Here is a 22378-nt window from a genome sequence, read left to right as displayed (position 1 = left end):
AGTTTGTCAGAGAAAAAAGCACCAGTCAAAGACTGGTGCCAGTGTTTACGATATGGCATAAATTGCCTTGCGACATACGCCATAACCAAACCCGAGAAACGGGATATCGTCGTCAAAATCCATCGGCGGTTCATTGCCCGCAGAACGTTGAGCCTGAGGTGTACCACTATGCGCCGGCGCAGCTGGCTGTTGAGGTTTTCCCCATGAAGTGCTGGCTGCACTTTGATTATTACTTCCAGCATTAGGGCGAGAACCTAGCATCTGCATCGTGCCGCCAACGTTAACGACAACTTCAGTCGTATAGCGTTCGACGCCAGCCTGATCGGTCCATTTACGAGTTTGTAATGAACCTTCAATGTAAACCTGAGAGCCTTTGCGAAGATATTCGCCAGCAACTTCAGCGAGTTTTCCAAAGAGCACAACACGGTGCCATTCGGTCTTCTCTTTCTGTTCACCGCTTTGCTTATCACGCCAGGTCTCAGAGGTCGCTAATGTCATGTTGGCAACTGCACCACCATTCGGCATATAGCGAATTTCGGGATCTTGACCAAGATGGCCAACTAGGATAACTTTGTTAACACCGCGTGAAGCCATATCTTTTCTCCTTTTGCATTGAAAAACACCCCGCAAGCGAGGTGTTTAAAATGAGTACCTGTTAATCAGAACGAATTTTCCGCATACTCTTTAGGAGCAGCAGCTCCGTTCTGAGGGGGTACGGAGTCAGATTTTTCAGCTTTATGGACCATTTTCTGGCCTATCTTAATCCACTCTACCTTGATCAAGCGGGCTTTCTGGCTAATACGCTGTTCGCCGGTATGTTCCCCGGACTTCAAAGTGAAAATCTCAGCAGAGAGATTACTCAAAGTGAATCCGATAAGAACCTTATTGTCTTCATCAACCGCTTTTTGGCAGCGATTAATAAGACTAGTCGCCTCCTTACCTGCCACAGTGACATCAAAACGAACGTAGTTCGCTTTATCTGCCGGGCCGCTTAAGGCATTAATGACACAGCTTGTGAATGTTCCAGACTGTCCATTAACCTGACGGATATTACTGATATATCCCAGACCATTAATAAGAAGATTAAAATATTCTGATTTGCCGGTTTGAGAATTATTTTGAGTTTGAGCGTTGTTATTTGCAGACATAATGTATTTCTCCATGGAGTGTTAAATAAGGTGCAACGGAGAAAACATTCCCCTTGAGGGAATTGTCTTTCCCGTCAAGGGTCAGGATCAGCTGTTATCCTGACTTGTCTGGTTAGTTAAACGGACCTTCATCACCACGCTCGCAACGGCGTTTAAACTACCTGGTGATATCTGCTTCCAAAGGCTGGCAGATTTACCACACGTAACTGAACGTGTTCTTCCTTGCAGGCTACAGAAGTGTTCTTTTGTGACTACCCGAAGGCGATCCTCACAAGCCACTGGATCATTGGTGGTCATCAGAGATGACGATTAAGCACGTTCATTTTTAAATCACAGTGCAATATCGTCAAACCTAAATTGTTTTAACCACAGTAATAATAAAAACGGCACCAAAGATTGGTGCCATTAAAGGACATTACTACAGTTTGTAAGAACAGCTGACCAATGGAGTGAATTAGGTGACATCTGCAAAAATTAAAACGGTGCCGGTTTTATCCGGCACCGTCTAACGGGATGTACCATGTCCCTGAGGTTTTCAACGTAGCTCCGGGGAGTTTCCTGACGCGCTTTTCACGGAGGGAATGCGTCTTACAGATCGACTGAGTGTGCGGTAGCCATCTGCTGGGCTGATAGCGCTCCGTTCCCCGTAAGAACGTCGCACTACCTCGTAGCCTGCGAGGTACAAATTGCATCAAAGCGGGATTACCATATCAAAAACACCGCTTGTCAGGTAACCAGTTTATTCTTAGTTTTTTACTGTCCTTTTACCCGATTTGCCTTTCGTCTTTGTTCCTTCGCTTACAACGCCTTTACAAAGGGGGTACTTTATACATCCCCAGAACAATCCATTACTGCCTTTTATTCTTTGAGTTATACCACCACATGTTGGGCAGGGCGGGGTAATGGGAGGTGTTAATGAAATTGTCTGCTGTTTACCCTTTTCAACCAAGATGCGTGTCCATTCTGTCTGGCGCTGCATAAAGACTTCAAGAGAGAGTTTTCCCTGATATATATCTTCCAAAGACTGCTCCCACAACGCCGTCATGCCAGGGCTGGTTAACGTATCTGGTAAAGCCGCTACCAGTTCTCTGGCGATTAGGGTCGCGTGAATATGGGCACCTTTTTTCTCCAGATAATTCCGTTTAAACAATGTTTCAATAATTCCACCGCGCGTTGCCTCTGTTCCCAAGCCCGCATTATCACGAAGTACTTTCTTCAACTCAGGATCAGTAACAAAACTTGCCGCATTTTCCATAGCAGCAATGAGCGTTCCATCAGTGAAATGAGAAGGCGGTTTAGTTTGCAGAGACTTAACCTCACCTCCTTTTAACTGACATAAATCGTTTTGACTTAATTTGGGTAACTCACCACCGCCGTTATCATCCTGCTCCTTAGTGGCTACATTATCTTCTTTCTCGTCGACAAAAAGAGCCTTCCAGCCAAGCACAACACTAATACGTCCTCGGGTCCGAAATAGTTGCCCACCGATATTAAACGTGGCTTCAGTTACATCAGCTTCCTGAAGCGGAAAAAATTGAGCCAAATAATTTTGCCGAATGAGGGAATAAACCTTCAATTCATCCTGTGATAATTTCGCGATATCAAAGGATTGCCTGGTAGGAATAATAGCATGGTGCGCCGTGATTTTTTTATCATTCCAGACACGGGAAACAAAGGAGCGATCGGCTCTTTGCACAACTGGGCCTACCATAGGATCGGATTGCACAAGCGCAGAAAGTACTTCGTCAATCTCTGTTTTCATTGATCCAGGTAAATACCCACAATCCGTTCTAGGGTACGTAGTTGCTTTATGTGTTTCATACAGTGCTTGTGCAATACCAAGTACCTGATTTGCCCCCATCCCCCATTTACGGGAACAAACTTGCTGGAGGGTGCTTAAACTAAAACATAAGGGTGCTGGAATCTTATCGCGTTTCATTATGACATCGAGCACCACCGCTGTTGCCGTATTTCGGCACAGTTGCTCTACAGCCAATGCTGCATTTTGCTGTATGCATCGATGTTCGCTATCACAATAACCGGAGGCCGGAATCCAGGTAGCGCTAAACTGAAGACCGTCTTTTTCTAACTCAGCCAAAACTCGCCAATAGGGCTTGGGCACAAAACTATCGATTTCAAGATCACGACGAACCACGAGCGCCATCGTTGGCGTTTGCACTCGTCCGATAGACAACACATCACGCCGCCCAAAACCTTTATCACGAGCCTTTAAGGTATAGAGGCGGGTCAAATTCATACCAATGAGCCAATCCGCTTTACTGCGCCCCATCCCAGCATAATAAAGACGAACCGTTTTCTCGCCTGGGAGAAGATTATCTAATCCTTTTCGGATGCTGGCGTCGTCAAGCGCACTCAGCCATAAACGTTTAACATTTCCGGTAAAATGGCAATAATCCAGTAATTCCCTGGCCAGTACCTCCCCTTCTCTATCTGCATCTGACGCAATAACAACGTCGTCTGCCTGCTTCAACAAACGACTAACGACAGAAAACTGATCCGACGTATCTTTCTTTACAAGAAGTTTCCACTGAGATGGCAACATTGGCAGAGAATCAAGGTTCCATTGAGCAAACTCATCACCATATGATTCGGGATTAGCTAACTCTAGAAGATGACCAATAGCCCAGGTAATTGTGATGTCTTTTCCAAAAAGAAATCCCTTACCACGTTGGGTTACCCCCATCACCTTAGCTATATCTTTGGCCTGGGAAGGTTTCTCGCATAAAAATAAGCGCATCACTCCCTCCCAGTAGAAGAAAGCCGCGCAGAAAAAGAAGATCGTAGTTTCCCAGACATAATGTCTGCGTCGGGCTCCCCATAAAGCTCAATAGCTTTAAGGCCTGCTGGCGTTCTGGCAAGAATATCATTGCGGGTAACAGTAACAGCGCGGTAATTCTGCACGATACTGTATATCTGTCTGATCGCGTATCCTCCCTTATCCAAATATTGATCGCGAGTTGCCCGGGAAATAAGACCATAGTGGAAGGCTTGGAACACCTTCATCGCCAATTGGTCATAGCCAACCAATAACCAAACACAACGATATCCAAGTGGAGAACTACTATAAACACCGATATTTAATGGAGAAACAGAAACGACATCAGTTAGCGTGATAGACACCGGAATCGACTTCAGGGTCTCCGATATCTCTTTAACCGCTTGTTGTACCTTATTTGTCGATGCCTCAATAGCATCTTCTAGCTTAACCAGCAGCGCATCTGCATAAGGGTTATCAGCTACTGATGCCTGATATGCCTTGCCAGCCCGCCATATCACTTGCGGCATGCTAAAGATATGGCGCGGGGGTCTTTGTGAATTCATATCGGCTGTTGCGGTTTGTTCTTTACGACGCCCGTCCCATAACCTGATAGCATAATGCGTGTGGAGATCGAGAGTTAAAGACGATTTCAATGCGCCGGCACGGGATTCTCGTTCACGGGTAGGCTGACTGGCAGGAGGTGAAATTGTCGGCTCCTGTGAAGTTGGTCCCTGATGGACGGCTTCATTTTTATCTGTATCTGGCATCGCTGGCTCCTCGTGCTGACCTGAAATATTTCTGATTTGGAGTAGAAATATTCAGGGCAAAGGAGTTGCCAGCTCAATTCAAAACCAGTTTTGAGAATGCGGAAATATAAATCGCTGGAATAAGAAGATGAATACACGAACCATCAAGACCCCACTCGTTCAGCACTGTACATCACAAAATGACAATTTTTTAATCGGTGTTGCGCGGCGCAATAGCGCCTACTTTTTAACTACTTCAACCCTTATCGCCCAAAATCACCCTGCTCCAGCACCTGAATTTAACATGTGGTTATTTTTTAATCTCTGTTGCCAGTGGCAACAGCGCCTGCTTTTTAACCACTTCAACACTCACCACCAAAAAACAGCCCGTTATTCTTCCTGAATCCACAATGTGGTTATTTTTTAATCGCTGTTGACACTGTCAACAGCGATTGCTTTTTAACCAATATAGCATTCACCTATCTGTACACTTACGGCGGATCTCGGCAATTATATTCTGAACATGTACCCTATCCGATACCTGAACGGTTGTGGTTGGTTTAGGCATGGCACCGCCAGTTGTGGGAGAAGGGGGTTCCATTTGGGATGATGCCGGCTGCGCAGAAGGTGTTTTCTGGACAAATAGCTTCCCATCACGGGCCCGCTTCAACACAGCCAGCAGCCAGCCTATTGGGTTGCTGAGACGTCCTTCCGATAGCGCTCTGTCCAGCGCTTGTAGCACCAGTTCAGCTTGTTCAATAGCCAGCGCCTGAAGTTGGTCTGTCACCATGCCACGGTCTTCCACTGGCAACAACCGCACGAAAGCGTCCGGCAGTACGTACGTATTTCTTTTTACACTGTGTGTATTACTACGTACGTAACGGTTCGATTTCCGAACTGAGTGACAACCCTTTGAAATTCCACTGAGTTCGGATTCCGAACTGGGTGATTTATCCCCTTCTGAATGACTGAGTTCGGATCCCGAACTCAGTGATTTTGCATCCGAACTCAGTAATTTTTTCCTTAGTTCGGATTCCGAACTGGGGTAACGAGTACGCTGTCTGGCTGCCATTTGCTGCGGCGTTTGAACCGCATCTAAGCGATTTTCGATAAGTGCAATACGGCTATGGCGATGACGCATCGTTGTATCATTCTTGATTTCGTTCAGAACATCGTATGCTGTCTGACTGATAGTTTTGTTCTTGTTCTGACATGCTTCAGCAACAGTATCCAACCAACCGGGGTCGAAAATCTCAGCATCACGAAATGAGAGTGGTTCATCATGCTGCGCATAGATGTTCCCGCGTACTCGTCCTTTTTCGTCACGAACGCGTTTACACAAACTCAGCCAACCGGTGATCCTCAGCATCAACAGAACACGACTGACTGTCTCCCGGGACGCCTTACCTTTGTGTGGGGAAGCTAACTGAAGCTGTAACTCATCATAGGTGGGAAAAATCGCCCCTTCATTTTGCTGGGCATACAGACGGATCATCATCCAGGCCATCTTATCCAGAGGAGATAGCCGTGTATCTAATAGCAAACGCCGGGGATACGCATCATGTACGTTCCCCATGTAAAGTAGCCCGCTACGCAGTTGTCCCGCGTCATCGCCGGGTATTCGCTCAGCCAACCGGAGGTTCATCTTCTCAACGGTGTAGGCTATCAGGCTGTCTGCCGGCAGATTCATATCGTTATCCTTATCGCTGACTGCTTTTCATCTGGTTGTTGGCTCGCGATAAAAAGCATCAATGCACTTGTTTCTGCATCCGAATAAGCAGATGCAGCATAAATACACTGATTAGTCATATTCTGATTGGCTCTTCTTTGAATATTCCAATGTCTCCATGTCAATAAGATAATCATAATTCGACACAATTTCCCCTCTGAGATCACTCAGAATAATCGCGTCATCAATCTCCCGTTTGGCGGTATACAGTGACTGTTTATCAAAACTATCAATAACCACGCCTTTCTTTTTTTCCAATGCGGCATCAATCGCCTCAATCAATAGCGATCCTGTAATTTCAATATCCATTCACTACCTCATATTATTTACGTATTTCTTTGTTATAACGTTCGTGATTCATTAATTCCCACGAATCCCCATGATTCCGACTCAATAACCGCCAGAATGGACCTATATCTATTTTTAAATACTTCGAACCTCTCTCTGTAAGTCGTGTATAATTTCGTTCTCCTTCTCGAAAGCGCCGGATTTGACTTTTAGCTTTGTGATAATGTGCCTTTGGAACCGTTGCCGGGGCGTATAACCCTGGCATGATTTCGCATAAACGGGTACTCATCCTTAACCTCCGTCATACCGATTTTCTTGCTGATTCAGCATGGGGGACATTCACGCTATGCGCTTTACTCCATGATCTGACTGCGTGCCAGACGGCAGTTAGCGATACATCCATCTGCTCTGAAGCCAACATCATGACATCCAACCCTTCACCGCTGTCGGCATCCTCTACAGCAGCAAGTTGCCAACGTTGCCATAATGCTGCGCTCTCATCTTCATTCAGGACGACACCACGCCCCGGGCGTACATCGATGCCTGCAATACGACGACGACTGGCGACTTCCAGGCTGGATAACCCAAACATGTGTTGCATGAGTTCAATCGATCCCCCCAGCGACAACGCACGATCGATGCGCTGTATGCGCATCTGTTCGCGACGGGCATGTTGAACCAGGCGGTAAAAATTTTCGTGATGAAGGCTGAACTGCAATACGGAAACAGAACTATTGGCAATATAATGAAGATCTTCGATCGTCAGACTTTGCAGTAATTGCATTTCCTCTTGTTTTAGTCCGAGAGACTCACAGCGGCGTATGTAACCACTCTTCAAGTCCATCACTAATTGAGTCAGCAAATTATTCGCTGACTGGGATGCGTTTGCTATTTGTAGTGAATTTTCACTCATTGTTTTTACTCCATGCTTAATGTGTTATTTATTTCTTTTTGAACAGCCTAAATACTTATCGGATAAATACGCATGAATATACCGAAAATCAGAAAGTAACGGCGTACATTCATTCGCAGTTTTTAAGAAGCGTTCACACTCATCATTCTGACTGAGTATTTCTCCACTCCTATCCAGCTCCCGCACCTCATCCGTATACGCATCTTGTATCAAGCGTTCTTTTGCTTTTATGGCACTGGATAATGCATTTAGCAGCACCTCATGATAGGTGCCACTTTGTAAGCGTAATTTTCCCATCCTTTACTACTCTGTTTGTTCCGTTGCGATCTGCCGCTGATGTTCACGTAAACGACGCAATACTCGAATAAGGCGAAATGTTTTTACGGTGTACATATCATCAAGAACGGGAGAATCCCCTTTGCTTGCAGAGCCGATAACATTCAGACAGAAGCTGAACATGTTAAATGGTTCACCGCTTTGTTCGCCAGTCAGCCCATTGAGAAAGAGAATGAATGGCACTTTGGATGTTGATGCGATATAGCCGGCATCGAGAGGCCCCTTTGCTTCCTGAATTTCATCGGGATACCCCATGGCTTCAGCCAACTCAAATGCCAGTCTGTAAGCGCTATCCTGTAAATGCTCAATATCATCCTGGAATGCAGAGATCTGCCAGATATCAGAGACTGGCTCCAGGCCCCCATTAGCAAAAGAATGTGCAGGAGCAGAAGATGCCAGTTGCTGCGTCGAATGATCGCCTGAAGGTAAAGAATATGTCGTCTGATTATTCGAGCCTTCACTCGAGTTCGCCCGATCAGAGAACTCGCTCTGGTTGTCGTCATGAGAAAAGGCTTTGTTATTTCCCTGGCATCCACCGTCCTCTATTATATTCTCATCATCATAATGTTCGTCGTCTTCATCGGGATGCTGATGATGTTCATCAAGCGTACTGTTTAACGAAGGCGGCACAGATGTTGAAGCCGGTGCAGAAAATTGCTGCCTATCGTCATCCTTTCCAACTTGTGAGGAAGATGGAAGCGTAGATTTTGAACCAACATCATCATCCCTTTTGTCCTTATTTGTGTCTTCAGGCGGAGACTCATGGACGAACGCGGGTAATGGTCCGGTTTCACCAAAAAGCTTACGTTGATTACGCACTTTCGGATCTAGCTCCATCACCCAGCGATCGTAGTTCAGCGAAGGGTGCGGTAGGGCACTGACCAGGTCGCCAATAAACTCATCTCGAAACATCTCCAGTGACCAGTCATCCGGCGAGTCGAATTTTTGGCAGCAGTTACCAAAAACATCCCCAAACAGTATTGAAGAGGAAGCGGTCAGGGAATATTCAGACCAAATTTTTTCGGCATCATGTCTTAGGGACAGAAGACTTTGTATTTGAGGACGCCCTAACCCTGACTCCAACAAATTTGGCATATAGGGGTACAGGAAGACTATCGTACTCTCCATCCGGCTAATACTGGAATGATCGATCGGTAAACCAGCCTCTGTCAGCAACGTGGCCAACTCACGCAATGATACGGATTTACCCAGTTGATCTTCGTAAATGCCACGGGCTTTCTGGATACCAAAGGCTTTTTCGATAAACGTCAACTCACCACGGACTTCGTTCTCAGCCAGATGGCCAATGACGCACTGAAGCCGGCCGGGCCACGGTTTGAAAATAACCGTATGGCGAAAGAAACTTTCTTCACCTGTCTCTTGCCACAATTCGCTTAGAATTTCATAACGTGTATTACCACCATCACTGAATACATAAATATCAGGTAAGTTTGGATCACGAGTTACCTTAAGTACCGTATCCAGACCGCGGTGACGGATAGACTCTTTGATCTCGTCATATTTAGAGTTACGTTTGGTTCGAGGGTTATCCGGATGAGGCCCCATCTGATCCAACGTCAGCACCATCGGCATTTCATTGACCGGCAATGCGGAAACCTGTGCCGTTGCTGGCTGACGACTTCCTTGCAGCATCGCACTACCGAGTTGCAACGAGGCTATTTTTTTGCTCATTAGTATTTCTCCCCATAGCCAAGATTCCATTCACCAAAATGGGTAAACTGCGCATCAAACTTCAATTTCACCGTTCCCAACGGGCCTTGTCGTTGTTTACCAATAATTATTTCGGCCAATCCTTTGTCTGGAGTGTTCGGGTCGTAAGCCTCTTCACGATGAATAAACATGATCAAATCACCGTCTTGCTCCAGTGAACCACCGTCTCTCAGATCAGAAAGCGTTGGGCGCTTATCTGCCCGCGCCTGAGGGGAACGGTTCAACTGGGATAAAACCAGCATGGGGATTTTGAACGTTTTTGCACAACCTTTGAGGCCAAGAGAAATCGCCGCGATTTCCTGAGTACGGTTCTCGGCACCTGGACTACTCATCATTTGCAAGTAATCAATCATGGCCAGGCTTGGCTTACCGTATTTGCGGATCAAGCGACGTAGGCGGGAACGCACTAGTGATGGAGTGAGAAAACTGCTGTCGTCAATGACCAGGCGATCACCCCATGATTGGATGAGCTTCATCGCATCAGAGAAGCGTCCCCAGTCCTCATCATTCATTTGCCCGCTACGCATGGCCTGTATGCTGACGCGGCCAATAGATGCCGCTATACGCATCATTAGTTGTTCTGCCGGCATTTCCAGGCTGAAGATGAAAACAGGTTTATCAGGTACCCGCCCCAATGCGTTTTCCGCTATATTGACCCCCAATGCGGTTTTTCCCATTGAAGGCCTTGCAGCCAGGATGATCAGATCCGCTTCCTGAAGGCCACAAGTCTCTTTATCGAGTTCGATAAACCCTGTTGGTGTTCCCGTTATCCCATCCGGGGTCTTGTTATTGAGCTCCAGTCGGTCAACAACCTGAATCAGTGCCTCTTGTGCTGTAACTTCACGCTGCGCTTCTCTCTGTTCCGATATGTCAAAAAGCGCCTGTTCAGCCTGTTCGGCAATATCAGAAACCTTTATTCGCCCATGCGCCGTGGACATAGCATCGGCACTGATCTTCTTACCAAGCATGATCAACTTACGAGCCTGGCTCCTGTCTCTGACAATCTCAGCATAGGCATTCGTATTTGCCGCACTCGGAGTGTTCTTCGCCAGTTCTGCTAGGTAGGCAAATCCCCCTATTGATTCTAATGGACTATTAGGGTCTTTCTCCATCGATTCAGAAAGGGTTATCAGGTCGATCGGCTGACCGCTGTCGACCAGTCGTTGCATGGCATGAAATATCCGTTGATGTGCCCGGTTATAAAAATCGCTGGCAGCGATCCGCTCAACCACATCATCCCAGCGGTTATTTTCCAGCATCAATGAGCCGAGAACTGACTGCTCAGCTTCCAAAGACAAAGGCAGAGACGACACGACCGTAGACGGAGAATTAGCCATGGGCAGCCTCCTTCATTTCGCCACAACCAATCTGGCTAAGACTCATGAATGCCTTCACCAGGCGTTCGTGAGTACGAGGAGAAACTAACATGAGCGGCCAGTCCTCCTGATTTACATAAATAGGTTGTTGTTTCTCGCCACTCCACCCGATTTCAAACAGTCTTTCATCACCACTGGCAGACGAGTCATCTATTGAAAGCAAACGCAATTCTTGCTCAGAAAAGACGTTATAAATAATGACTGAAGATTCAGGGACACCCCATATATTCGCAATAAGCGACTGCAAGCGATCACCAGCATGCTCTTGGTGGAATGTTTCAAAAAAAACGGTCTTTTCATCAATGTCTTGATAGCGCCAATGGTTACAGGAACAGAACGCACGATGGAGAGTCTTCATTGTTTCCCCTCCCATGCGTGATCACTTACTGAAACTACATTAAAGTCATGTAAAAACAGCGTATTGAGTAAGGTCCTGTAAATTTCTGAAAAGGGCGTCGAATCTACCGTTGCGGGGGATACACTCCCATCTACTGACAGATCATTTTCTGACCGCTTAGTTTGGCGACTTCGGTCAGAAGGAACTGGCAGTAAACCCAACAACAGAGAACCTAACAACGGAGATCCGACATGGATTCTTTTGAAAAACGCTGTAAATTTTTTTACCGGCAGGCAGCAGAAAAGTATTCGGAGTATCCCGGTGCAGAACTGATCCAGATGTCCTACCGATTGCTGTGGCTGGGAGAATGGCTTCGTGTGACGCATAACTGGCATCAGCAATTCAGACCCAGTTCCCCGCGAGAAGCATTGGAGTATGCGCTGATTAAGCAGCATCAGTGGACGCCAGAGTCCATTAAGAATATGGCCGATAAAGACATTTCTTTGGCTCTGACTGACTACTGGACCGCCTTTGCAGCCGATCCTGAATGGGGTCCCAAACAATGGGACATTGAGAGGCAACTCGACCGATTGGATGATCCGTTCATTGGAACGGATATTTGGTCGAAAAGCACGCTGACTGATGTCATTCCGGCATAAACGTGGCTGAACGTTAAACATTTCCCACCTCCCCGGCACCAGTTTGATTCCGTAACACGGAATCGAACTGTGCTTTCCAATGTGGAAAGAGCTCGCAGGCGAGGCTATGCATGGTCACTGCCGCGGCCGGGCTTTTGCGGTCGGTCACATATTCAAGGCGATGGACGGGCTGCCCAAAGGCGTGGCCGCGTTTATAGACTTCAAGCTGGTCTATTTTTGTTTCAAGTATGGAAATGTTTATGCTTTCGGATTGGAGGTATTTTCTCTCGGAAACGATATTACCCAATTCTTCCAGAGTCTTACGATCCAATGATGTGTTCTCAACGCAATTGGCCAGAATTTTGATATCAGGTATCTGTATCCCGTAAGCCTGCAACGCTAGTAAGCGGGACATTAAACGCACCGTTCCACGCATGAACTCCCGAACATCTGGAAGTATCGGTTTAATCACCCCAACGACATTCTCTGTGGCAGCCAGAACAACGAGCTCAACCATCACGCCAGCAGCGCCTTTCGAGTCGATCATGATGACGTCGTAATCCTGAAAACTTTGATGCTGAAGGATGTTCTTGAGACGCATACGTCCATCAGGAGCATGCAGCATGGCATTAGAAAGGCAATCATCAGGATCGTTGGAGATAATGAGATCGAGATTGGGTATGGCGGTGCGAGAAATTATACTATCCGGCTGGTTTAGATCGGCTGTCTGCATTAGCAGCTCGAACAATCCAAATGGAGCCTCATGCTCTAGTGCATAAATACTACTGGCAGTTGGCTGAGAATAATCGCCATCAATCAATAGGGTTTTTAAACCTGCATCGGCAAAAAAACCTGCCAAGTTAGCAGCTTGAGTAGATTTTCCTTCGCCGCCCTTTGTCGAAATTACGGGTAAAATATTCATTTTGCACACTCGATTGAATGTGCAGCTTGTTTCCGGCTATCTCAGCACGGGGATTGAAAATCCTCGTGTCCTTGGTTCGATTCCGAGTCCGGGCACCATAATTTAGTTTCAGGATGTCCTTATGCGTCCGGGAACGTTGAAAAATCAGTAAGTTGATAAGAATCTGGAGTACCAACAGGTACTACCAGATTTTTTGACATCCGTAGTTTTTGGGGGCTTAATTGGGGGCCTGCCGGTTCGATAAACTATGGAGCCCCCACCATGCCTCTGACAGATACCGCCATCCGAAGCGTCAAGCCGCTCGATAAACCTTACAAACTCAGCGACGCGCAGGGCTTATACCTGCTGATTAAACCCAACGGTTCCAAGCTCTGGCATCTTAAGTACCGCTTCGGCGGCAAGGAGAAGAAGCTGGCGTTTGGCGCTTACCCCACCGTCACGCTGGCAAATGCCCGCAAGCTACGCGAGGAAGCCCGCTTGGTACTCAGCGCGGGCGACGATCCCGGCGTAAAAAAGCAGCAGGAGAAACATTCGCGCAAAAGCGGCAATACCTTTGAAGAGATCGCCCGCAAGTGGGTGGCGGGTAATATCCGTTGGACTGAAGCCCATGCCGCCAAAGCCCTGCGCTCGCTGGAACTGCACGTCTTTCCGCTGATCGGTAAATTCCCCGTTACCGACCTGAAAACGGCCGATCTGCTAATCCCGCTGCGGGTGGCAGAGAGAAAAGGCAATCTGGAAACCGCCGCGCGGATACAGCAGCGCACCACGGCGATCATGCGCTATGCGGTACAGGAGGGGCTGATTGCCAGTAATCCGGCCAATGACCTCTGCGGCGCTATCACCCCGCCGCCAAAAAACCATTACCCTGCCCTGCCGCTGGAAAAACTGCCGGAGATGCTGGAACGGATAGAAGGCTATTCCGGCAGGATCCTAACCCGGCTGGCGGTGCAGCTTAACCTGCTGATCTTTATTCGCTCCAGCGAGCTACGCTTTGCCCGCTGGACGGAGATCGATCTGGATGGCGCAATGTGGACTATCCCCGCGCAACGTGAACCCATTCCGGGCGTGCGTTATTCAGAGCGCGGTGCGAAGATGAAAACACCGCATCTGGTGCCGCTGTCAACACAGACGGTAACTGTACTGAAGCAGCTAAAACTGCTGTCCGGTAGCAGTGAGTTGCTGTTTCCCGGCGACCACGACCCGCGCAAACCGATGAGCGAAAACACCATCAACAAGGCGCTGCGCACGATGGGCTATGACACGCAGGTGAACGTTTGCGGTCATGGTTTCCGCACGATGGCCTGTAGCGCGTTGATTGAATCAGGCCGCTGGTCAAAAGATGCCGTGGAGCGGCAGATGAGCCATCAAGAGCGTAACCACGTTCGCGCCGCCTATATCCACAAGGCGGAGCACCTCGACGAACGCACGCAGATGATGCAATGGTGGTCGGACTATCTCGACGCCTGCCGGCAGAAATTCATCCCGGCTTACCGTTTTGAGAGGCATATTCAGGTTGCCTGAACCCGCGACTGATTGACGCCGGAAAGTAGATCTTTGCGCCAGCGGATCTGCTTTTTTATTTGCACCAGTTCACTGACGCCGGAAAATCGCAGGACTGCACCAGATTCCCCGTCGAACGAACATCGAACTGCGCCAATCACGGCTTTTTAGCCCTTTGGCCCTTTCCGGTTTGGCGCTGTTACCCTTAGCCTTCCTTTACCCTTTAGGCCTTTTCCCTTTCGCTGCACCAGCACGGAAACTCACTCCTCTCCCCGCCGTCCGTAAACCTGCGCCACATAACGCCCGCGCCCGTCGCCGTGACCTAAATCCATCGCCGTCAGCGCCAGCGCTTCTTTTTCGCTGAATCCGTGCGCCAGATAATGACGAATGGCATCCTGCGCCCAGGCGTAGCGCAATGAATGCGGGGAATATGCGCCAGTCAAGCCGATACGCGAAGCCTGACCGTGCCAATATTTCATCGAGCTTTTCAGGTCGGGCCTGTCAATCAGCCTGCCATTGCGCTGTTCTGCCACAGCCAGCGCATTTTCCAGCGCTTTTCTGACTGCGCCAGCGTCCAGAATTATTGTCTCGCGGGACCGTCCGCCTTTGGTGCCGAAAACGATGGTCAGCCGGGTTTCATCACGCTCCAGCGCCTGTTTCCACGTCCTAAGCGATTGCGCACACTGCACCGCTTCCTGTGAACGCAGGCCTATCAACTTTGAAAGTTCCAGCGCCGCCGCCATCCCGGCGTCTTTTGCGCGAGCGATTTCAAGCACCTGCCGATAATACTCCGCCGTAATCGCCCGCCGGGTGCCGTTGCGGGATGCGCCGGACAAGCCGAGCGATTTATTGGACAGCCGTTCACTGGCTGCTAACCGATCACGCCCGGCCTGCTTCAACAGACAGCGGATCGCCGCCATCTCGTTTTGCAGGCTACGTTTCGTTATGCCCTGTTCCTGCCGCCCACGAATGTAATTCTCAATATGTCGGGCTTTCAGTTGCTCCACCCGGCGGATCTGTACATTCTGCCCCAGTAAGCGCTCACAAAATCGCTGAGCCAGCCTAATACGGTCGTGGACGGTTTTATGGCTACCGCCCGCCTGTCGCGCCAGCGTTTTCATTTCCTGCTCCAGAAGACTCATTTTTACATGTCCCCTTTTCATGATTACCGCAAAATCCAAAACAGATACAACCTTCCCCGGCGCATAGGCTGATAGCCCCTGATTTTTGTCGGGGCTGCGAACGATACCTGAGCGCCGGGGCGGCAGCCGTTGAGGTGTTGTGGGGCTTCGGTTGTGCTCTCTGAGCAGCCGCCAGCGTTAGCTGGTTATCCCCCGGATCGTCCTGATCCCCCTCCGGTATCGGTTCAAGTTCTCCTGTGAGTGGAGGTGGGTTGAGTTAAGGTGTCAGAATCCTGCTATTGGCTGGTGCAGTTGATTTCTCTGGTGCAGATCGAAAAGGCTGCGTGCGTCACTTTCCCGCTCGGCACGGTTAAAGTGACGCACTGGACTGGCGCAGTGATTAAAAATTGAAATTCTGGTGCAGGATTGCGGCCACGCGACAGCAAAGCCGCTGTCTTGGCAGGCCGAGTTCATAAAGGTTAGAGGCGCTGATAATCAGCAGGCCCGGAAATGTCCGGCAGCGTTAAGCAGTGGCAATAAATTGTCGTGTGTAACGAATGGCCCCGACCGCGGTACGGTTCGGCAGTTTTCAGGGGCATTGCCGTATCCGGCGACCAGCCTGCATGTCAGGCCGCTTCTTGCAGGTCATGAAGCGTAGGTGTTGTCCGCAGACAACCTGTTGCATGGCAGAGCCTATATCGTCGCCACGATTGCTGAAAGTAAAAACTATCTTGAGGAAGAAAAGGTTATTCGCTGCCGGGACATCATTTCGCCCAAATAAGCAAGGGCGCTATTGTAGCGCCCCGTACAGTTAACATGAAACGCCATCAGCTAAGGATAGTCCCCAGTCGGGCCAGTACCTCGCTTACGATACTGTCCGGGATCCGCTCCAGCCTTATGCCGTTTCTGGCCCCCATATCAATGGTCCTGGGCTGGTCGCAGCGAACAACACCTGTCGTTTTCGTTCCCGCGCCATCCAGTGAAACGGCAAAACCAGCCGTTCGGGCAAAGTTTCCACCGCTGGTGACAGGAACAACCACCGGCAACCGGGTGATTTTGTTAAACGGCGCAGGTGAAACGATAAGCACCGGGCGTTTTCCGCTTTGCTCATGCCCGGCAGTGGGATCAAGTGACACGAGCCAGATTTCCCCTCTGTCCATTTACAGGATCTCCTTCCCTGTGGCAGGCGCGTCAATCCATTCCCGCTCTTCATCACTTATTTCGGCTTGTGGATCGCACTGCGCCAATAGTTCGGCAAGCGAATAGTGAGGCCGTTTTTGAGGTTCAATGATGAGGCAGCCATTATCAACGGTCACGCCGACCTCACTATCCGGCGACAAATCCAGCGTTTTCAGCACAGCGGGAGGCACTGCCAGCATGACAGATCCTCCGACTTTTTTCAGACGAGTGGTATACATAGCGCACCTCCTAATATTATATTTTAATATAACATCACTGGACGGGAATGTACAATTATCAATCAGATTCATCATAATCTCCTTAACGTCACGAATAACGAAGCATCAGCGGAATGCACCTGTTGGTTGAAGAGTGGGTTTGAATGCGGGGTTGATTACAAAGTAATGAAGTATGAGGAAGCCTTAATCCATCCCGCGACAGACCCGGCAGTTTTCAAAGGCGGCATTGCCGGTAAAGGCGACCATCCTGATATATCAGGCGCTTCTTGCAGGTCATGAAGCGCGGGCTGTCCACAGACAGTGTGTTGCGGGAGGGACATTACGCCAACAGCTCGGGCACAGAAACAAAAAACTAAAAATGAGGCGGGGAGAATGTTTGTTGACTAATCTTCTTCCTGTGAGTGAGAAACCACGCAGCAAAAACAAGATGTTGTATAGATTATCAGGAGAATCGCAACGAAAAAGCCACATTGCCGCAGGAAAAAGCCCAGCTTTTTGAAAAACGCAACGCTGTATGTAGTGATTTACATCAAAAAGTATCTTGTTGATATTTATGCAAAAGAATAAAACATCTATCCATACCAATATCTTATAAATCAACTATTGCGGAGTAATCAAAAGGGTTGAATTAGGATTGGCTTTCTTATAACGATGGTACTGCAAAATTAACGTCGCCAGATCATCGTCCACAGCATAGAAATAGGCTTCCGGTACGTCCAGCACCGCTGCGAACCGGCAGACCAGACCAAAATCCGGCGAACTGACTTCTCTCTCGTATTGACTCACGCGAGAACTTGCCGTTTCCTCATCCAGTCCAGCGAGGCAACCGAGCTCCGCCTGTTTTAATCCCATGTTCACTCGGGCCAACCTTAATCGCTTACCAATCACGATGTTACCTGCTTCGCTGACTAACATAAGCCGATTATCGTCGTTCCCTACACTTGCTTCCTGAAGCATTTCTTTTCTGAATAAACTTTAAATTTAATTGGGGTTATTTTTTACACCAAAATGGAGAAATAATTTATTAGGAAAAGTAATAATTAAATAAAGAGAGAAAACGCATAAAGATTGAACGCCGAGAACCAGCTGGGATATCAACCTCACAGAGGTGTGATTAGCAGAGTGGAGGTAGGGTTGGCTTTTCTGAAACGGTGATACTGCAAAATCAATGTGGCAAGATCGTCATCGACGGTATAGAAATAAGCTTCCGGCACGTCCAGCACCACAGCGAACCGGCAAACCAAACCAAAATCCGGTGAGCTGACTTCTCTCTCGTATTGACTCACACGAGAACTCGCTGTTTCTTCATCCAGACCAGCGAGGCAACCGAGCTCCGCCTGTTTCAGTCCCTTGTCCACTCGGGCCAATCTTAATCGCTTACCAATCACAGCGTTATCCACATTACTGATCGACATAGAACGATTATCGCCGCTCTTGATAAGTCTCTCTTGAATGATTCCTTTCCCTAGTAAATTTTAAATTTATTTTTGGTTGTTTTTTCATCTAAAATAAAGTTATCATTTACTAGAGGAAGTAAAGTTTAAATCTAAGAGGGGAGGAAGTATGAACATTGCACAACAAGATCAGCGAATGGACTGGCATCCTGCCGACATCATTGCAGCTCTTCGCAAACGTAATACTACGCTGGCAGCCGTATCACGCGCAGCTGGGCTTAGCTCATCAACACTGGCAAATGCGCTTACCCGACCATGGCCGAAAGGTGAACTGCTCATCGCAGAAGCGCTGGGGATCCCAGCCAGTGAAATCTGGCCTAATCGTTATTTCGATACGCAAGGACGGTTAATTCCTCGAGAAATTAGGACGAAAAAACAATTAGATAACTAACAATTACTACTGAGTTCAAGTGCCAACAACAGGGAAAAACCAGTTTCGATTTCTGATCGATTCAGCCATCCAGTTAGTATTGCTATCGTTGGCTCGATATTTCTAACGAGCCAACAGATATCAAACCTGCCAGACTACTGACTAATCACGTACCCCGGAATACAACGCTACCTCTTGGTTAATTGCTGAATACTCACCTGGAGTATATACTCAAAGTATACACAAAAGAGGATCTCTATCATGAAACACCGCGTTAGCGTTACCGTGGACAAAGACAATTATCAGGTTCTGAGTGCTGCCGGAGTCAACATTTCTGGTCTGGTAAATGACGTCATTGGCAAGGAAGCCCGCCGTATAAAGGCTGAGGAATGGAAGAAGGAAAACCGCGAAGGGATGGAAGAAGTCGCCAGATTTATCGCACAGAATGGTTCCTTTTCGGATGAAAACAGGAACTGGTGATCATGCAATTCATTGTTTACCAATACAAACGCGTCAGTCATTACAAAATGTTTGTTGATGTGCAAAGTGATATTGTCGATACACCAAAACGGCGCATGGTCATTCCGCTTATCGAATCGCATCACATGTCTGAGAAAGTGAATAAGACACTGTTCCCTCGACTCCGCATCAACGGCGAAAATTATCGGCTGATGACCACTGAACTATCAAGCGTTTCCGTTGAAGTTATGGGTGAAACTATCGCGGATCTTGGCGAGTATGCCGATGAGATTAAGGATGCTATTAATCTTATGTTTTGGGGGATTTGAAAGGCATCAAGTGTATTCGTATAGAACCCTAAACATAGCGCTGCTCGCCCCCGACTAGGGAACATTAGCATGCCAAAAAATTTCTAAAAATTAATGGGCTGGTTTACCGAGATACATACACCAAGGCTGTGTGTAGCACGAAGCAGTGCAATGAAGAAACAAGACTTTGAAAATCTATCGTAAGTCCATCTGACATGGCAGTACCATCATTAGTAATGGTTGACAATTGATAAAGCGATGCTAATGAGTTAGATTAAATAATGAACCAAGCACATAATTAGACTTAACTTAGCGATATTTGTTCGTAAAGGTGCAGCAATGCTTGAAAAATTAGAATTAACCAAAAATGTTCAATTTTATAAAATTAAGAATGATGATCCTCTACGATCCGCGAATGAAAATGTTATTTTAAATATTTTCAACGTAGCTGACGATAATATAGAGCCAGAACACGACTACATTTTAAATAAATTTAGAGATATTCGTACATTTATTGACAACGATATTCAGTATCGATATTCCATTAAGATATTCCCTACTATAAGACCAGTTTACTTCATAAGAAAAGAGATAGAAGAAGAAGGGTTATATGATCGGATCTATGCTTTCATAATTATTTTCGAGTTTGATGACCACATTTGCATAATTAAAAAAAGCTGTGCAAATATCACTGATAAAATTGAAATGAACTTTGATCTAATTACGAGTGCAATGATCGCTGATACTTTCAACGACTCTGATGTATCTTTCCAAAGAATATCTATGAGAAACATGACTGTATCAGAAAAAGCTATTAGAAACCGTTCTTACGAAGCAGCAGATCTTAAGGGCACTTTTTCAACTCATGCTGCTGGTAGATCTATACCCTTATTTTTAAAGTATCGTCAAGGTTCTATTGTAAGGACTATATCTGGAACAGGAAGGCTAGTTGAATCTTCTCATAGAGTGAATTTTGATGATTTAGCTTTGTGGGCTTACAATCAACTATTGCTAATAAAAGATGGCAGCGGTGAAAAAGATTTTCTTGATGCTTTTGCAAAACAAAAGAATCTTCAGGATGTTTTGGAGGTCACATCACCCAATGCAATTTTAATCGAGAGCGCATCCTTATATGATCAGCTTATCGAAGATAGCATTCAAATTAAATATGTTAATAAGAAAGGGAAAGATACAGTTCTTAATGCTAGCCAGATGAATATGTTATTTAAGCATCTTGAGCGAGTTTACACTATAAATTCAGACAAAAGAATCTCGAAAGTTTTAGGGAAAGCATTCATCAGAGTTAATAATAAAACATTGACGTTTGACTCATCCTTTTTGAGATCACTCAAAGTCAATATCTCAGGCAGTGACGTAACATTACAAAGCTATATAATAAAGAATGGTTTTTACAGCATTACTTTTAATGATCCTCGATACATGTATTTCATAGGTAACTGTTTTCAAGATGATTCAGGAATTTCTGAGATAAATAGCATACTTGATATGTTAACCCCAGTGAAAAACATGAGCCTAGTGAAGACCGAAAAAGGTAGTTTCAGAAGAAATAGTGCTAATTTTTCCAGAGATTCAATGTTTTATTTAGTTGAAAATAAACATAAACATGATGATTATGTTTTCTGTGATGATTTGGGCACTGAGTGGGCAGATCATATAACCTTTAATAAAAAAGATTCTTGTATTAATTTCATTCATTCTAAACATGGTCCGAAGAGCACATCAGCGAGCAATCTTCATGATGTTATAGGTCAGGCGGTTAAAAACTTAGGTTATCTTAACTTTAGCCAAGCGGATTTGACTAAAAAGATACATGACAAGCTATCGTTAAATTACAACTCTAGCAAGGGTCCTACGCAGATAAAAAGAGCCCGGAAAGGAAATATTGTTGTCTTTGATGCATATATGACGGAAATGCTTAAAGACTATAAGCTACACAGGAAATGCATTTTGAGTTGTTCTTTTATTTCGAAAAGTGCAATAACTACAGAATTTAAAAAGATACAGAAAGGAGATAAAGTGAATGGTCATATAACGCAGCTTTTATGTGTATTAGCTCAGACCTGATCTGACAGTTACCGGTTATTTATACAGGTATCTGTCAGGTTACATCTGGCTTAAATTTTTCTCGGCCCAGATGCACTTTCCATCAAGTAATGTTTCCATTGGCGTCCGGCCACAGCACATTTTCCCCTGATGAGTTCGCTCATTATTATAGTGAGCCAGCCATTCATCAAGATCCGATTGTAATGTATCAAGATCACCATATAACTTTTTGCGGAACGTCACCTGATAAAACTCGTTCAGTATCGTTTTATGGAACCGCTCGCAGATGCCGTTGGTCTGTAAGCGTCCGGCGAACTCACATTGCGCGACTGAAGTAACATTATAGACTGGTCGGTATCAGCTAAAGCTATTTTCGGCGTAAGGCAACAGCTCGCTGATCCGGTTGTTGGGCCAGATAGGCAAGCGCGTTAATACGTCACGCAGCCAGATATACGGGTCGTGGCCGTTGAGTTTCGCGGTTTCCAGCAGACTCAGGATAGACGCCATTCGTTGCCCGGCGCGCAACGATCCGGCAAAAAGCCAGTTCTTGCGGCCCACGGCTACCGGACGGATGCAGTTTTCCGTGCGGTTATTATCTATGGGGACCCGCCCGTCATTCAGATAACGCAGTAAGGCCGGCCAGCGTTTCAGCGTGTAGTCCAGCGCTTTACGCAGTGCGGAGTTGGGCGCGGCCTGCGGCTGTTGCAACACCAGCCACTGGTGGAAGGCCGCCAGCCGGGG

At 46.9% G+C, this 22378-nt stretch carries 29 protein-coding genes and 1 pseudogene; 9 read left to right on the top strand and 21 right to left on the bottom strand.

Translation table 11 applies throughout. The annotated features are described in order from the left end of the window. Positions 1–45: 45 nt before the first annotated feature. From BIY29_RS08660 to BIY29_RS08645, 4 genes are all read right to left on the bottom strand, one after another. Complete coding sequence (locus BIY29_RS08660; protein WP_121574742.1) at positions 46–594, bottom strand: single-stranded DNA-binding protein; 549 nt, start codon at positions 592–594, stop codon at positions 46–48. 65 nt (positions 595–659) lie between these two features. Further along, positions 660–1148, bottom strand: a complete 489-nt coding sequence (locus BIY29_RS08655) for an STY4534 family ICE replication protein (protein ID WP_121574796.1) — start codon at positions 1146–1148, stop codon at positions 660–662. 745 nt (positions 1149–1893) lie between these two features. Beyond that, positions 1894–3906: a DNA topoisomerase III gene (locus BIY29_RS08650; protein ID WP_121574741.1), complete on the bottom strand. Its 2013-nt coding sequence runs from the start codon at positions 3904–3906 to the stop codon at positions 1894–1896. Beyond that, positions 3906–4694 (bottom strand): PFL_4669 family integrating conjugative element protein, encoded by a 789-nt coding sequence (locus BIY29_RS08645; RefSeq protein WP_121574740.1) that lies wholly within the window; start codon positions 4692–4694, stop codon positions 3906–3908. Before BIY29_RS08645 ends, BIY29_RS08650 begins: the two co-directional genes overlap by 1 nt. 127 nt (positions 4695–4821) lie before the next feature. On the opposite strand from BIY29_RS08645, the gene BIY29_RS20035 reads away from it, so the two are divergent. After that, positions 4822–5076 carry a hypothetical protein gene (locus BIY29_RS20035; RefSeq protein ID WP_147437151.1) on the top strand — a complete coding sequence of 85 codons (255 nt, stop codon included), beginning with the start codon at positions 4822–4824 and terminating at the stop codon, positions 5074–5076. 72 nt (positions 5077–5148) lie between these two features. Here BIY29_RS20035 and BIY29_RS08640 read toward each other — a convergent pair whose 3' ends face one another. The 8 genes from BIY29_RS08640 to BIY29_RS08605 form a co-directional block, all read right to left on the bottom strand. Beyond that, complete coding sequence (locus BIY29_RS08640; RefSeq protein ID WP_121574739.1) at positions 5149–6363, bottom strand: STY4528 family pathogenicity island replication protein; 1215 nt, start codon at positions 6361–6363, stop codon at positions 5149–5151. 111 nt (positions 6364–6474) lie between these two features. Next, the gene (locus BIY29_RS08635) at positions 6475–6711 is read right to left on the bottom strand and encodes a hypothetical protein (protein ID WP_121574738.1); all 237 of its coding nucleotides are present in this window, start codon (positions 6709–6711) and stop codon (positions 6475–6477) included. A 13-nt stretch (positions 6712–6724) separates the two neighbouring features. Beyond that, complete coding sequence (locus BIY29_RS20570) at positions 6725–6979, bottom strand: ParE family toxin-like protein (RefSeq protein ID WP_121574737.1); 255 nt, start codon at positions 6977–6979, stop codon at positions 6725–6727. 12 nt (positions 6980–6991) lie between these two features. Continuing rightward, a complete protein-coding gene (locus BIY29_RS08625; RefSeq protein WP_121574736.1) occupies positions 6992–7603 on the bottom strand; it encodes a DUF2857 domain-containing protein in 612 nt (203 codons plus the stop codon). A 24-nt stretch (positions 7604–7627) separates the two neighbouring features. After that, positions 7628–7900 carry a hypothetical protein gene (locus tag BIY29_RS08620; RefSeq protein WP_121574735.1) on the bottom strand — a complete coding sequence of 91 codons (273 nt, stop codon included), beginning with the start codon at positions 7898–7900 and terminating at the stop codon, positions 7628–7630. 6 nt (positions 7901–7906) lie between these two features. Beyond that, positions 7907–9631 carry a ParB family protein gene (locus BIY29_RS08615; protein WP_121574734.1) on the bottom strand — a complete coding sequence of 575 codons (1725 nt, stop codon included), beginning with the start codon at positions 9629–9631 and terminating at the stop codon, positions 7907–7909. Further along, on the bottom strand, positions 9631–11007 hold the full coding sequence (gene dnaB-PI, locus BIY29_RS08610) for an SPI-7-type island replicative DNA helicase (RefSeq protein ID WP_121574733.1): 1377 nt from the start codon (positions 11005–11007) through the stop codon (positions 9631–9633). Before dnaB-PI ends, BIY29_RS08615 begins: the two co-directional genes overlap by 1 nt. Beyond that, a complete protein-coding gene (locus BIY29_RS08605; RefSeq protein WP_121574732.1) occupies positions 11000–11404 on the bottom strand; it encodes a hypothetical protein in 405 nt (134 codons plus the stop codon). Before BIY29_RS08605 ends, dnaB-PI begins: the two co-directional genes overlap by 8 nt. A gap of 230 nt (positions 11405–11634) precedes the next feature. Here BIY29_RS08605 and BIY29_RS08600 point away from each other — a divergent pair, with 230 nt between their 5' ends. Then, entirely contained in the window at positions 11635–12042 is a 408-nt protein-coding gene (locus BIY29_RS08600; RefSeq protein WP_121574731.1) for a hypothetical protein, read from the top strand. Positions 12043–12055: 13 nt separating this feature from the next. Here the strand turns inward: BIY29_RS08600 and BIY29_RS08595 are convergent, their stop codons facing one another. Then, entirely contained in the window at positions 12056–12943 is an 888-nt protein-coding gene (locus BIY29_RS08595) for a ParA family protein (RefSeq protein ID WP_121574730.1), read from the bottom strand. Positions 12944–13204: 261 nt separating this feature from the next. Between BIY29_RS08595 and BIY29_RS08590 the strand changes: the two genes are divergently transcribed. Continuing rightward, positions 13205–14464 carry a tyrosine-type recombinase/integrase gene (locus BIY29_RS08590; protein WP_121574729.1) on the top strand — a complete coding sequence of 420 codons (1260 nt, stop codon included), beginning with the start codon at positions 13205–13207 and terminating at the stop codon, positions 14462–14464. On the opposite strand, the gene BIY29_RS20190 is transcribed toward BIY29_RS08590, so the two are convergent. Then, on the bottom strand, positions 14452–14604 hold the full coding sequence (locus BIY29_RS20190) for a hypothetical protein (RefSeq protein ID WP_170158902.1): 153 nt from the start codon (positions 14602–14604) through the stop codon (positions 14452–14454). The two genes, BIY29_RS08590 and BIY29_RS20190, sit on opposite strands and share 13 nt — an antisense overlap. Positions 14605–14703: 99 nt before the next feature. Next, positions 14704–15585: an integrase domain-containing protein gene (locus BIY29_RS08585; protein WP_121574728.1), complete on the bottom strand. Its 882-nt coding sequence runs from the start codon at positions 15583–15585 to the stop codon at positions 14704–14706. A gap of 261 nt (positions 15586–15846) precedes the next feature. On the opposite strand from BIY29_RS08585, the gene BIY29_RS20840 reads away from it, so the two are divergent. Further along, the gene (locus BIY29_RS20840) at positions 15847–15975 is read left to right on the top strand and encodes a hypothetical protein (RefSeq protein ID WP_276310287.1); all 129 of its coding nucleotides are present in this window, start codon (positions 15847–15849) and stop codon (positions 15973–15975) included. Positions 15976–16222: 247 nt separating this feature from the next. Continuing rightward, a complete protein-coding gene (locus tag BIY29_RS20835) occupies positions 16223–16345 on the top strand; it encodes a hypothetical protein (protein ID WP_276310286.1) in 123 nt (40 codons plus the stop codon). A 46-nt stretch (positions 16346–16391) separates the two neighbouring features. Here BIY29_RS20835 and BIY29_RS08570 read toward each other — a convergent pair whose 3' ends face one another. The 4 genes from BIY29_RS08570 to BIY29_RS08555 all read right to left on the bottom strand — a co-directional run bounded on the left by BIY29_RS08570 (position 16392) and on the right by BIY29_RS08555 (position 18397). Further along, positions 16392–16724, bottom strand: coding sequence for a type II toxin-antitoxin system PemK/MazF family toxin (locus BIY29_RS08570; protein WP_121574726.1), 333 nt, complete (start codon positions 16722–16724; stop codon positions 16392–16394). After that, positions 16725–16982 carry an AbrB/MazE/SpoVT family DNA-binding domain-containing protein gene (locus tag BIY29_RS08565; protein WP_121574725.1) on the bottom strand — a complete coding sequence of 86 codons (258 nt, stop codon included), beginning with the start codon at positions 16980–16982 and terminating at the stop codon, positions 16725–16727. It abuts the gene before it with no gap. A gap of 600 nt (positions 16983–17582) precedes the next feature. Continuing rightward, positions 17583–17897 carry a helix-turn-helix domain-containing protein gene (locus BIY29_RS08560; protein ID WP_121574795.1) on the bottom strand — a complete coding sequence of 105 codons (315 nt, stop codon included), beginning with the start codon at positions 17895–17897 and terminating at the stop codon, positions 17583–17585. A 185-nt stretch (positions 17898–18082) separates the two neighbouring features. After that, on the bottom strand, positions 18083–18397 hold the full coding sequence (locus BIY29_RS08555) for a helix-turn-helix domain-containing protein (protein ID WP_121574724.1): 315 nt from the start codon (positions 18395–18397) through the stop codon (positions 18083–18085). Between the two features lie 148 nt (positions 18398–18545). Here BIY29_RS08555 and BIY29_RS08550 point away from each other — a divergent pair, with 148 nt between their 5' ends. From BIY29_RS08550 to BIY29_RS08535, 4 genes are all read left to right on the top strand, one after another. Continuing rightward, positions 18546–18827 (top strand): helix-turn-helix domain-containing protein, encoded by a 282-nt coding sequence (locus tag BIY29_RS08550; RefSeq protein ID WP_121574723.1) that lies wholly within the window; start codon positions 18546–18548, stop codon positions 18825–18827. A 240-nt stretch (positions 18828–19067) separates the two neighbouring features. Next, entirely contained in the window at positions 19068–19286 is a 219-nt protein-coding gene (gene ccdA / locus BIY29_RS08545; protein ID WP_121574722.1) for a type II toxin-antitoxin system antitoxin CcdA, read from the top strand. Between the two features lie 2 nt (positions 19287–19288). After that, positions 19289–19594 (top strand): type II toxin-antitoxin system toxin CcdB, encoded by a 306-nt coding sequence (ccdB, locus tag BIY29_RS08540; RefSeq protein WP_121574721.1) that lies wholly within the window; start codon positions 19289–19291, stop codon positions 19592–19594. A gap of 318 nt (positions 19595–19912) precedes the next feature. Next, the gene (locus tag BIY29_RS08535; protein ID WP_121574720.1) at positions 19913–21658 is read left to right on the top strand and encodes a hypothetical protein; all 1746 of its coding nucleotides are present in this window, start codon (positions 19913–19915) and stop codon (positions 21656–21658) included. A gap of 39 nt (positions 21659–21697) precedes the next feature. Here the strand turns inward: BIY29_RS08535 and BIY29_RS08530 are convergent. Both BIY29_RS08530 and BIY29_RS08525 read right to left on the bottom strand, forming a co-directional pair. Continuing rightward, positions 21698–21937, bottom strand: a pseudogene (locus tag BIY29_RS08530) (integrase core domain-containing protein); the annotation flags it as partial. 57 nt (positions 21938–21994) lie between these two features. Beyond that, positions 21995–22378 (bottom strand): IS66 family transposase (locus BIY29_RS08525; protein ID WP_147437150.1); only part of this gene is annotated, 384 nt, incomplete at its 5' end.

The organism is Brenneria alni (assembly GCF_003666245.1).
Classification (GTDB): domain Bacteria; phylum Pseudomonadota; class Gammaproteobacteria; order Enterobacterales; family Enterobacteriaceae; genus Brenneria; species Brenneria alni.
The sequence above is the reverse complement of the archived record's forward strand: the minus strand, read 5'-3'. Positions and strand labels throughout refer to the sequence as shown.

Bases quoted from the DNA above. Each gene is read 5' to 3' on its own strand.
- BIY29_RS08600 (WP_121574731.1), top strand. From the start codon at position 11,635: ATGGATTCTTTTGAAAAACGCTGTAAATTTTTTTACCGGCAGGCAGCA.
- BIY29_RS08565 (WP_121574725.1), bottom strand. From the start codon at position 16,982: ATGTATACCACTCGTCTGAAAAAAGTCGGAGGATCTGTCATGCTGGCA.
- BIY29_RS08535 (WP_121574720.1), top strand. From the start codon at position 19,913: ATGCTTGAAAAATTAGAATTAACCAAAAATGTTCAATTTTATAAAATT.
- BIY29_RS08555 (WP_121574724.1), bottom strand. From the start codon at position 18,397: ATGTCGATCAGTAATGTGGATAACGCTGTGATTGGTAAGCGATTAAGA.
- ccdB (WP_121574721.1), top strand. From the start codon at position 19,289: ATGCAATTCATTGTTTACCAATACAAACGCGTCAGTCATTACAAAATG.
- BIY29_RS08655 (WP_121574796.1), bottom strand. From the start codon at position 1,148: ATGTCTGCAAATAACAACGCTCAAACTCAAAATAATTCTCAAACCGGC.
- BIY29_RS08615 (WP_121574734.1), bottom strand. From the start codon at position 9,631: ATGAGCAAAAAAATAGCCTCGTTGCAACTCGGTAGTGCGATGCTGCAA.
- BIY29_RS08595 (WP_121574730.1), bottom strand. From the start codon at position 12,943: ATGAATATTTTACCCGTAATTTCGACAAAGGGCGGCGAAGGAAAATCT.
- BIY29_RS08625 (WP_121574736.1), bottom strand. From the start codon at position 7,603: ATGAGTGAAAATTCACTACAAATAGCAAACGCATCCCAGTCAGCGAAT.
- BIY29_RS20570 (WP_121574737.1), bottom strand. From the start codon at position 6,979: ATGAGTACCCGTTTATGCGAAATCATGCCAGGGTTATACGCCCCGGCA.
- BIY29_RS08660 (WP_121574742.1), bottom strand. From the start codon at position 594: ATGGCTTCACGCGGTGTTAACAAAGTTATCCTAGTTGGCCATCTTGGT.
- ccdA (WP_121574722.1), top strand. From the start codon at position 19,068: ATGAAACACCGCGTTAGCGTTACCGTGGACAAAGACAATTATCAGGTT.
- BIY29_RS08635 (WP_121574738.1), bottom strand. From the start codon at position 6,711: ATGGATATTGAAATTACAGGATCGCTATTGATTGAGGCGATTGATGCC.
- BIY29_RS08560 (WP_121574795.1), bottom strand. From the start codon at position 17,897: ATGTTAGTCAGCGAAGCAGGTAACATCGTGATTGGTAAGCGATTAAGG.
- BIY29_RS08620 (WP_121574735.1), bottom strand. From the start codon at position 7,900: ATGGGAAAATTACGCTTACAAAGTGGCACCTATCATGAGGTGCTGCTA.
- dnaB-PI (WP_121574733.1), bottom strand. From the start codon at position 11,007: ATGGCTAATTCTCCGTCTACGGTCGTGTCGTCTCTGCCTTTGTCTTTG.
- BIY29_RS08645 (WP_121574740.1), bottom strand. From the start codon at position 4,694: ATGCCAGATACAGATAAAAATGAAGCCGTCCATCAGGGACCAACTTCA.
- BIY29_RS08550 (WP_121574723.1), top strand. From the start codon at position 18,546: ATGAACATTGCACAACAAGATCAGCGAATGGACTGGCATCCTGCCGAC.
- BIY29_RS08585 (WP_121574728.1), bottom strand. From the start codon at position 15,585: ATGAGTCTTCTGGAGCAGGAAATGAAAACGCTGGCGCGACAGGCGGGC.
- BIY29_RS08605 (WP_121574732.1), bottom strand. From the start codon at position 11,404: ATGAAGACTCTCCATCGTGCGTTCTGTTCCTGTAACCATTGGCGCTAT.
- BIY29_RS08570 (WP_121574726.1), bottom strand. From the start codon at position 16,724: ATGGACAGAGGGGAAATCTGGCTCGTGTCACTTGATCCCACTGCCGGG.
- BIY29_RS08640 (WP_121574739.1), bottom strand. From the start codon at position 6,363: ATGAATCTGCCGGCAGACAGCCTGATAGCCTACACCGTTGAGAAGATG.
- BIY29_RS08650 (WP_121574741.1), bottom strand. From the start codon at position 3,906: ATGCGCTTATTTTTATGCGAGAAACCTTCCCAGGCCAAAGATATAGCT.
- BIY29_RS08590 (WP_121574729.1), top strand. From the start codon at position 13,205: ATGCCTCTGACAGATACCGCCATCCGAAGCGTCAAGCCGCTCGATAAA.
- BIY29_RS20035 (WP_147437151.1), top strand. From the start codon at position 4,822: ATGAATACACGAACCATCAAGACCCCACTCGTTCAGCACTGTACATCA.